Raw genomic sequence first — 9,743 nt, 5'->3', positions numbered from 1 at the left:
TTCTCGCCTCAAAATAGACCTCTTAATTAAGAAAATTGGTATAACCTTACAAATTTTACCGCGATTTAATTGGTATTGGGCTGTAGTCTGCGTCATACAGCTAACACAGCCTTACAATGCTTCATCTTACCAATTTCGCGCTCTTATTCTCAGTTATAGGTAGGTAACTATGAATTGGTTCTATCGCATTTACCATTTTGCACTCAAATGTATTGTGATTTTTATTGGTATTCCAAGCCCCAAACTACATCAGGGTAAACAAGGATTAGACAGTGCGATACAAGCACTGGGATTGCAAAAAGGGGACAACGTTCTGGTTGTCACAGATAACGTCCTATTACAGCTAAACCTCCATAACATCGTTGCAGAGGCATTAGAAAAAGCCAATCTGGTCGCGCATTATTACAGTGAGGTATTACCCAACCCTACCATAGACAACATTGAAAATGGTGTCGCGACATATCATCAAAAACACTGTAAAGCTATTATTTCTCTTGGCGGTGGCTCGGTATTAGACAGCGGCAAACTCATTGGTGCAAGAATTGTCAGGCCTCACAAGCAAGTTACCCAGCTAAAAGGCCTGTTTAAAGTACTCAAGCGCTTGCCTGCCAATATTGCTATTCCAACCACCGCAGGAACTGGATCAGAGACTACCGTTGCAGCTGTGGTAAACGACCCACAGAGCAATACAAAATACGCTGCGACAGACTTCTGCTTGGTGCCCCATCACGCTGTGTTGTTGCCAGAATTAACCACCAGCATGCCTGCACATATTAGCGCAACCACTGCGATTGATGCCTTAACTCACGCAATTGAAGCGCTCCTTAGTATCAACTGTTTGAAATTCAGTCAAGAGCGCGCGCTTTGCGCATGTAAAGCCATTTTTGAGTTTTTACCTAAAGTGCAACTGACCCCTAATGATTTAAACGCAAGAGCGCAGTTGCTACTCGCTTCTCATTACGCTGGTCAAGCCTTTACCAGAACATCTGTAGGTTATGTACATGCTATTTCGCATCAATTAAGTGCGCAGTATGGCACGCCTCACGGCCTTGCCAACGCAGTGTTATTGCTACCTGTACTCAAATGGTATGGTGATAGAATAAACCAGCAGCTAGCCTTAATCGCCAGATACTGTGGCCTTACTTCGTTGGACTACCCAATAGAACGACAAGCAGACGACTTGCTTAACCACATAGAAAACTTGTTGCGCGAGCTAAATATTCAAACCAAGCTTCATGAAGTTCTACAAAGCGACGTGGCATATTTAGCAGAGCTTGCATTAAAAGAAGCCCACCCAGATTATCCGGTACCACACTTTATGGATCCTTGCGCATGTCAGGGCATTATAAAAGACATTGCTTGTTAGCTAAATACGGTAACGATGACACTGCACTTCGTAACAGGCGTTGTCATCATCACTGACATTACAATTTAAATCGCTCAACTAGTGTAGCAAGGCGATGCGAGAAACTACTTAAAGACTCACTGCCCCTTGCTAAACTTTGCATAGCTTGAGCGTTCTCGCTTGCAGTGCTCTGTGCGTCTAGCATCACTTGCTCTATTTGTTGACAGTCTGTCGCTTGATGTCCCGCAGCTTGATTTACTTCTTCACTTAGCGTAGTCACTTGTGCAATCGCGGTGGCTATCTCATCCATTGCCAGTGCAAGCGCTTCGCTTTGTTGGACACTGAATTCAACATCTCGTTGGCCAGAGTTAATCGCCTCGGCGGCAGTATGTGTATCTTGTCGCAGTGCAACAATTTTTTGATTGATTTCATTAGTTGATTCTTGCGTGCGAGACGCAAGTGTTCTTACTTCATCAGCAACCACTGCAAAGCCCCGCCCCTGCTCTCCAGCACGTGCAGCTTCAATAGCTGCATTTAACGCCAGTAGGTTAGTTTGTTCAGCAATAGAGACGATAGTATCTAAAATGCTGCCAATACTTTCACTGTGTGAGGTCAGCTTGGCCATACTCTCGACCGCCTCTGACATACGTGTACTCAAAGACAAGATATGCTGCTTATTTTCTTGTGCATTTTTGCTCACTTCGGTTTTGTGTTGGTTGGCAGTGTGAATGCTTGCAAGACTCTCAGAAGAGCGCTCAGACACAGATAAGGCACTGGCTGAAATACTTTGTGATAGCCGGTTTGCATTGTCCATACGTCGCATCTGCTCTGTGGCATTCCCTGCTATTTGCTTACTTTCCCGCAGTGAAGCTTGTGATAATGCTTCGAGCTCATGTACCTGCTTGTTAATCGACTCTAACAACTCCCTTAAGTTGTCTTTTACTTGGTTGATGTTATCAATTAACTGTCCAAACTCATCGTCATTACGTTTGCTCATTTTTTTTGAAAAGTCACCAGCAGCTAAGTGCCTCAACATTTTATTTACCGCAGCCAAAGGCCCTAACATCGCACGGCTGGTTGATACAGAAATAAACGCCCCCAGCACAATAAACACCACAACCAGTATCATAGTCACATTTTGTGCCCGCTCGATTAGTACACTGATCTCGCTTTGTGCACGATTAAAAGCAGCATTGGCATTTTGCTGCATTTTTTCAAGCTCAGCTAAAATGGTAAAACCATGCTGCTCAGATTGTTTATACAGTGTAGCGGCTTGCTGTTGCTTATTTAGCTTCTCTTTTACTGCGCTATAAAGGTAACCTGGCGTTTCTAGCTTTTCCCTCAGTCTAGCCATTCCCTCACCAAACTGCGCCAGTAGCGGCTCCGCATTCATTCCTACAGCTTGGCGCTGTAAAAATGCCACGTTATTATCAATATTATCCAGTAAAAACAGCATGTCTTGTTGATGAGGCGTTAGCTGTTGAAGTGATAGCCCACTTATCCTCTCACTGTTGTTTTCAAGGGTAAAGAGCATGTCATCGATACGAACCCCTGTACCTATCATTTCCTCTAATTGTCTCGTATTGCTGGTCTCTAGTAACTCAAGATCCAGCATCGCATTGCTGGCCGTTTCTTTATCTTTTTTCAACGCTTGATATTGCTCATGAATGCGTTGTTGTGCTTCTACAGCATCGGCTTTAGCCTGTAGCATTTGCTCTGCTGCAAGACTTAGTTTACGACCAAGGTTAAGTGTACGTTTTAGCGGCTCTGCAAACGTAGGCATGGATTCCGTTAATGATGTCAAATGCTGTTGGCGCTCAACATACAACGCGTTTCCAGCAGCGAATCGCTGCTTTGCGTCACTTATCTCGGCTGCACTTTCTAATGTGTAAGCTTGGGCAATAAGCTTGCTGAGTTTAAGTTGTTCAAGCTGCAGAGCATCAGCACTGCGCTGAATTGGTAGTGTGACCTCGCCCATATCTTGATTGGCTGATTTGATTTGCGCTAACGCTAAGTAGGCTAGGATACCTGCAATTAGCAGCAGCAAGCCTAATGCACTAAAGCCTAAAGTAATTTTTTGTTTTATTGTTAGTTTACTTAGCATAATGTCATTGCTCTAATTTGAGTAACCAAACTATGTTACAAACGGAATAAAAAACCAAGTAAATACTCTAAATTTTATGAACTCAACTATTAAAAAGGTAGCTACAAAACCTTACTTTTGCTTACTTACTTTTTGATTTTATTTTTAGTTTTAGCGATCATAGTGGAAAATCACCTGATTATTGATGAGCATATTATAGTGAGAAAAACTGCTATCATAGAAGCTAAGGCCTTGTGTCAAAAACATAAGAGCGCGTTTTTATCTACCCTATCAAGCAATCAAAAAGGGTTTCCTTTTTCCTCTATCGCCCAATATATCTTTCTTGATGATAACCACTTTTATTTTTTTATCAGCGATATAGCACAGCACACGAAGAATTTAATTAAACACTCTGAGCTTTCTTTTATGATTTTAGACGATGGTGATGTCGCAGACGTTGAAAATGCTCGAGTCACTATTTTAGGCCATGCCCATAAATTATCGAGAGATGAAAGCCGCGCGCAAATTGACCAGTTTATTGCCACCCATGAAAAGGCACAGCAATATGCCATGCTCGGTGATTTTAACCTTTGGCGAGTGGTTGTTACACGAGTACGGTACGTTGGTGGTTTTGGACGCGCATTTTGGCTTGAAAAAGATGAATGGTATTAAACGGCGAAGTCGAATGTATTTTGACTTTGCTTCGCAGACTTGCCTTTGGTATTCAAAACAGCATGCCAAAATGCACGAGAGCTGGGTGTATCGCCCTCTTTCTTGACCTTCCAGCATCCCTTATAAATAGACCAGATATGCGCCATAAACTGGCTGGCATACCCTTTTCTGCGTTCTGAGGGAATAATATAGAGTGCACAGACCTCAAACTCTCTGCGGCTTGAAATACATATCGCAATGAAGCCCACCAACTTGCCATCTACATATAATAAATATGCCATGTTCGTTGCACAGCATAACTCAAACAAGCCAAGTTGACGCGGATAATCGCTCTGCTCCAACAGATGTGTCATTGTCTGTTCACTGTATTTATCAACTCGAATAAGTTCTAATTCTGCCACGCTCGCTCCCCCTAAACAGTAGGCCTATATCATCCGCAACGTTTGTGGGTAAATTGTGAAGTTAAATAAAATTGTTCGATTTGCACTTAATATCTGAAATTTGGTTTGCGTGATTGTTTGTCGTAATGCAACAAATCAGCCTGGTATCAATACAAGCTTTGATTAAGACGCAGGGCTTATATGTCCCAATCAGCGTAACAAATTAACCTGCCATAATTACACTCTTTTACACTTCCATCCCGTACCTAAGTTAGTATATTTTCTGACCTTAATTGATACCAATTTTCTTAATTAAGTGGTCTATTTTGAAGCGAGAAAATCTTGTCGATAACACCGCTACCGCGTTCTGCTATCGCCAAAGTACCGACGTCCATGCAGGCAAGACAAAAATTTCTTATGTCGTTGTTTTAAATTAGAGATTTTTAACGCAGTAAACGTCAGATTTACGCCTTCAGATTGAGCAAGTATTAAGGCCAATTGGTATAAAAGGTTGCTCTACTTATCATGAATTACAGATTCGCTAACCCGTTTCACTATTTTGACTCAGCAATTGAGTAATTTGAGGAAATACATAGCTAAGACTACGTTAATAGCGTTTTTCTAACGCCACTAGATAGAGTCTCCTATTACCCATATAGGTACTTTGTTAGATGGAAACGTAATATAGATAAAATCTTATTGCCTCAATACAGAATGCTGGGTAAAGCAAATGGTGTTACTTTTGAAAGGATTTTATTATGCGCGTAATACTGACTATACTCGTTTCCACTGTCACACTACTGGTAGGCTGCGGTGGAAGCGCTTCAGACTCAAACACTGTGCCTCCCCCAAAAAATATTGCTCCTTCCCCTGTGCCTAACCCTGTGGAGAATAAACTCAACCTCAGCGCACTTGATCAACAAAATAGCCTGTACTCCAGCGATTTGGGTTACACCACAGCTTTGGAGCGCGTCTTTAACTTAAAAAATGACAAGCTATTAGTGCTAGGAGAAACGTCAAGTGTTGAAGAACCGGGAAATAAAGAAGGTTTTTATGCCATCACTGATCCTAACGGTCAAACTTATCAGTTCGAACAATCGACTGAGGGGTTTGTTGATGCTTGTGTATTCGATTCGGGTGAATACATTCTTGGTCGATTTATACAAGAAGGCGACGATATATTCAGTGTGCAACTAGAGCGTTATGATGAAACTGGCGTACAGCTAAAAAGCGTACCAATGCAAGCACTATCAATGGATGTCAAATATGATATACCCACTGACAAAAACGCTTGGCTTCTCAATCCTTTCACTATCATCCCGACAGATGACCCTCTTAGCGACACAAAATACACTCAAACCAGTATCACGTGGTGGCGCTTTAATAATGCTAAGTTCACCTGCCATGATGAAAACTTATATGTTAGTTATAATAATGGCGGACGAAAAATTGCAAAATATGACGCCAATTTACAACTAATGTGGCAAAAACCTATCGATATTCGGTATTGGGGTAATAGCTCTCGGGCTTCAGAAGCAATAGAAATTGCCATCTCTGATAATGGCTACCTTTATAGCGCTCAAAACATCAGCACAGATGCAATCCCCGCATATAACCATAAATTTTCGACGGTTCATGCAGTCCCCCAAGATGTTGCGCAAAGTGACATGCACGTCATTGTAAAAACATATGACCTCAATGGCGAGTTGCTTAATGAGCAGTTTATTAGCGATGAACACTCTTCTTTGATTGACGATATCAAAGTGCATCAAGATACCGTGTTTATCGGTGTATCAGCGCGGCGAAGCAAAGCAGATAGTACGCGCTATTCTAGTGAATGGGATGTTGGTTTAATACAGGTTTATCATGGTGAACGAATACCTCAGCGGTATTGGTATAACATAGACAAAGAAGATGTGCTGAGGGGGTTGGCAATAGCTGATAATACACTTTATCTTTACGGTCATATCGGTGGTGTGCAAGTAGACACAAATAGCTGGGTTGAACACACCAATGGGTTTATCGGACAACTGGACATAGAAAACTTGTCTGATCTATCCATCGAAACATACCACACCGAGCGCTCTGCGAGTATTCAAAGTTTATCGGTACATGACACAGGTACTATTACCGCTGTTGGTATTGAAAATGCACCGATGACGCACTCCGCAGATACCTCTATGGCGGGACTGTTTATAAAAGTGAACAGTAACCCATAATGTTACTCTCGCGAAGCGCTGTATAAATGAAATACTTAATCTGAGGTTTAGGGATAGCGATGCAACTTCATTGGCAATAACTGGTTGCCAGCAAAGCTTTAATCACCCCAAACCCAGATCTGGTAATATCAATTATTTTAATTAGGTGGCCGATTTTGAGGCGAAAAAACCTTGTCGATAACTCGGCAAAAATTCTGCTATTTAGTTGTTCTAAATAAGAAATTTTTAACGCGGTTAGCGCCAGATTTACGCCTTCAAATTGAGCAAGTATTAAATCTAATTGATATAACAGACGCTCTGTACAATTAGCACAAGGGAAGCGTGATCAGCGCTTTAGCCCCTTGATTGTCCGCTAAATTACTCAAGTACAGCTCGCCTTGTTGATTGCGAATGATTTCTCGACTGAGTACTAAACCAATGCCCGAACCGTTCGGTTTAGTGGAATAAAATGGGACAAAAAGATTATCTAAATTATCAATGCCACCGCCATTATCTTGTAGGCAAAGTTGCCATTGTTGCCGTTTTTCAATGGTGAGTGTAATACCTTGCTTCGAAGCTAATTGATTTGCTTGTAGTGCGTTATTCACGAGATTAATCATGGCTTGTGTGAGCTGCGGTTCATCACAATACAGTACACCTGAACTCAGTACGTCTATTTGCACTTCAGGAAAGAGCGCTTGCCAGCGGTTAGCTAATACTTCAACCGCTATCGTTTGTTTTTCTACCGCAGGTAATTGAGCAATTTGCGCATAATTTGCAACAAATTGCTGTAAGTGTGCCGCACGACTCTCTATCACCCCTAGCATTGTTTGCTGCGTTGCCAATGGAATTGCGTCTCTGTCTTGTTGTAATGATTGCGCCATGGAAGACACGGGAGTAAGGGAGTTACGAACCTCATGGTTTAGCACTGAAAGTAACTTTTGCCAGACTTGTTTCTCGTTGTCTCTTAGCGCTTGCTCCACCGATACAAAAACCAGCAATTGATAGACACGCTGCCCGCGATAAAGTGGGTGTGATGCTATCTTGTAGCGCGAAGAGTGTTGTTGTAACTGCCACTGTTCATCGACCTGATTTAATGCCAATTTTGACGCCGGTATCCCATCTAGGGTCATATTTGGATATATGTCCGCCATAGCACGATTGGCAAAATAAACCTGTTGATGACCATCAAGCACAAGTACTGGCAGTGTTAACTCACTGATAAAATTAAAGACAAAAGCCTCGTTTTGACCATATTCTTGCCGCTTTTGCTGTAATCGTTCAACAACTAACTGAATTTCGGCTTTTAGCGCTGCGACTCGACCACCTTGATAGCTAGATAATTGCCATACAGTTAGCTCCTCGTTGGAGATGCTATCTAGCTGCACAGCAAGGTTATCAAGTACTGACATCACCTTGTTGTAGCTATACCAAAGTGACAGTAAAGAAGGCACTAGTAAGGCTAAAAGTAAGGTTATTGCCCCCAATAAAGTCAGCTCAAAATAAATAATGGTCGCAATTAATCCCGCAGCAAGAATGACTAAAGGGACCGCAAAACCAAGCCATAGTTTTTGCTCAACGGATGTGAGCTTAGCCACCTTGGTTGCCCTTTAATTTGATTTCATGTTTTTCTACACGTCGATAAATTGCAGATTTACTCAGCCCCAAAAACTCACCAGCGGCAACCACATTTCCCTCAAAGTGACGAATAGCATTTTCTATCATCCGCTTTTCAGCCTCTTCAAGGCTTAGCAACGGCATATCTTGCTCGTGAAAATCTTCATCTAACTCAAGATCTTGTGCACCTATCACAGAGTGCGCCCCTAAAATCACTGCACGCTCAATCACATGGGATAATTCTCGAATGTTGCCAGGCCACGAGTATGCTTTCATTTTTGCAATTGCTGCATTACTTAAGCTGCGTTCACCACCTGTGTCATTGCCATGGCGCTTGGTATGTAGCGTTAAGAAATGAGTCGCTAAACTGGGTAGCTCATCGACTCGCGCTCTAAGTGCAGGGACGGTTAAGATAACCGTATTTAAACGATAGAGTAAATCTTGGCGAAATAGTCCAGTTTTCACCGCGTCGCTTAGATCAACATTAGTAGCCGAAATTATCCTCGCATTACTGTTACTGGTTTTTGAGTCGCCGAGCACTTCATACTCTCCGCTTTCCAGCACTCTGAGCAGTTTTGCCTGTTGTGCTACCGGCAAACTGCCAATTTCATCCAAGAATAAAGTCCCATTTTGAGCCATTTCAAAGCGCCCTGTGCGATTCGCTTTCGCATCAGTAAACGCCCCTTGGCGATGACCAAACAACTCACTTTCAAATAGCTCTGTGGGAATTGCGGCCATATTAACACTAACAAAAGGCTGCTCACTACGTAGACTATTGTTATGGATGTACCTTGCTAACTGGCTCTTACCACTACCATTTTCTCCCAATATCAATACATTTGCATCGGTTTTTGCAACCCTTAGTGCCTGTTGTAATAAACGACTGGGCATTTTATTTTGCGTGTTATTTGTGGGTGGCTCAGTAGTTGTTTGCCTTGTTTCAATGTGGCGTTTAACGGTTTTTAACAAGCGCTGGTTTTGCCATGGTTTTTCGATTAGATCACACGCACCTAGCTGCATTGCTTGTACCGCCAACTCGACTTTGGCCCAAGCCGTGATGACTACCACAGGCACCTCTATCGACACTTGCCGTAGCCACATCAAAAATTGCAGCCCTTCTTTTCCCGAGGTAGTGTCTTTATTGAAGTTCATATCCAGTAAAATCAGTGCAACAGGTTGCTCTGCAAGTATGACTTTTGCCTCGTCGGGGTGTGAAGCTTCGATACTCTGATAACCGTGGCTTTGCAGCAAAATAGTTGCAGACATACGCACATCAGGATTATCTTCAATGATTAAAACAGCTGTCATCGTTTCCTACTTCTTGTTTGTTTATACCAATTCTCTTAATTAAGTGGTCTATTTTGAGGTGAGAAAATCTTGTCGATAACACCGCTTCCGCGTCCTGCTCACGCCGAGGTACCTACGTCCTGTAGGCAAGGCAAAAATTT

7 protein-coding genes are annotated in these 9,743 nt (G+C 42.4%); 3 read left to right on the top strand and 4 right to left on the bottom strand.

What is annotated here, in order from left to right:
* The first annotated feature begins 169 nt into the window (after positions 1-169).
* Positions 170-1,366 (top strand): iron-containing alcohol dehydrogenase, encoded by a 1,197-nt coding sequence (locus D9603_RS20920; protein ID WP_128732774.1) that lies wholly within the window; start codon positions 170-172, stop codon positions 1,364-1,366.
* 58 nt (positions 1,367-1,424) lie between these two features.
* On the opposite strand, the gene D9603_RS20915 is transcribed toward D9603_RS20920, so the two are convergent.
* Complete coding sequence (locus D9603_RS20915) at positions 1,425-3,449, bottom strand: methyl-accepting chemotaxis protein (RefSeq protein WP_128732773.1); 2,025 nt, start codon at positions 3,447-3,449, stop codon at positions 1,425-1,427.
* A 162-nt stretch (positions 3,450-3,611) separates the two neighbouring features.
* Here D9603_RS20915 and D9603_RS20910 point away from each other — a divergent pair, with 162 nt between their 5' ends.
* The gene (locus D9603_RS20910; protein ID WP_241651739.1) at positions 3,612-4,100 is read left to right on the top strand and encodes a pyridoxamine 5'-phosphate oxidase family protein; all 489 of its coding nucleotides are present in this window, start codon (positions 3,612-3,614) and stop codon (positions 4,098-4,100) included.
* Here the strand turns inward: D9603_RS20910 and D9603_RS20905 are convergent.
* Positions 4,097-4,501 (bottom strand): GNAT family N-acetyltransferase, encoded by a 405-nt coding sequence (locus D9603_RS20905; protein WP_241651738.1) that lies wholly within the window; start codon positions 4,499-4,501, stop codon positions 4,097-4,099. The two genes, D9603_RS20910 and D9603_RS20905, sit on opposite strands and share 4 nt — an antisense overlap.
* A gap of 737 nt (positions 4,502-5,238) precedes the next feature.
* Here D9603_RS20905 and D9603_RS20900 point away from each other — a divergent pair.
* Positions 5,239-6,699: a hypothetical protein gene (locus D9603_RS20900; protein ID WP_128732772.1), complete on the top strand. Its 1,461-nt coding sequence runs from the start codon at positions 5,239-5,241 to the stop codon at positions 6,697-6,699.
* A 305-nt stretch (positions 6,700-7,004) separates the two neighbouring features.
* On the opposite strand, the gene D9603_RS20895 is transcribed toward D9603_RS20900, so the two are convergent.
* Both D9603_RS20895 and D9603_RS20890 read right to left on the bottom strand, forming a co-directional pair.
* Positions 7,005-8,276 carry a HAMP domain-containing sensor histidine kinase gene (locus D9603_RS20895; protein WP_128732771.1) on the bottom strand — a complete coding sequence of 424 codons (1,272 nt, stop codon included), beginning with the start codon at positions 8,274-8,276 and terminating at the stop codon, positions 7,005-7,007.
* Positions 8,269-9,603, bottom strand: a complete 1,335-nt coding sequence (locus tag D9603_RS20890; protein WP_128732770.1) for a sigma-54 dependent transcriptional regulator — start codon at positions 9,601-9,603, stop codon at positions 8,269-8,271. The genes D9603_RS20895 and D9603_RS20890 overlap by 8 nt, the downstream gene beginning before the upstream one ends.
* Between the last annotated feature and the right edge of the window lie 140 nt (positions 9,604-9,743).

Origin of the sequence: Pseudoalteromonas sp. PS5 (assembly GCF_004103255.1) — a bacterium.
Classification (GTDB): Bacteria; Pseudomonadota; Gammaproteobacteria; order Enterobacterales; family Alteromonadaceae; genus Pseudoalteromonas; species Pseudoalteromonas peptidolytica.
The sequence above is the reverse complement of the archived record's forward strand: the minus strand, read 5'-3'. Positions and strand labels throughout refer to the sequence as shown.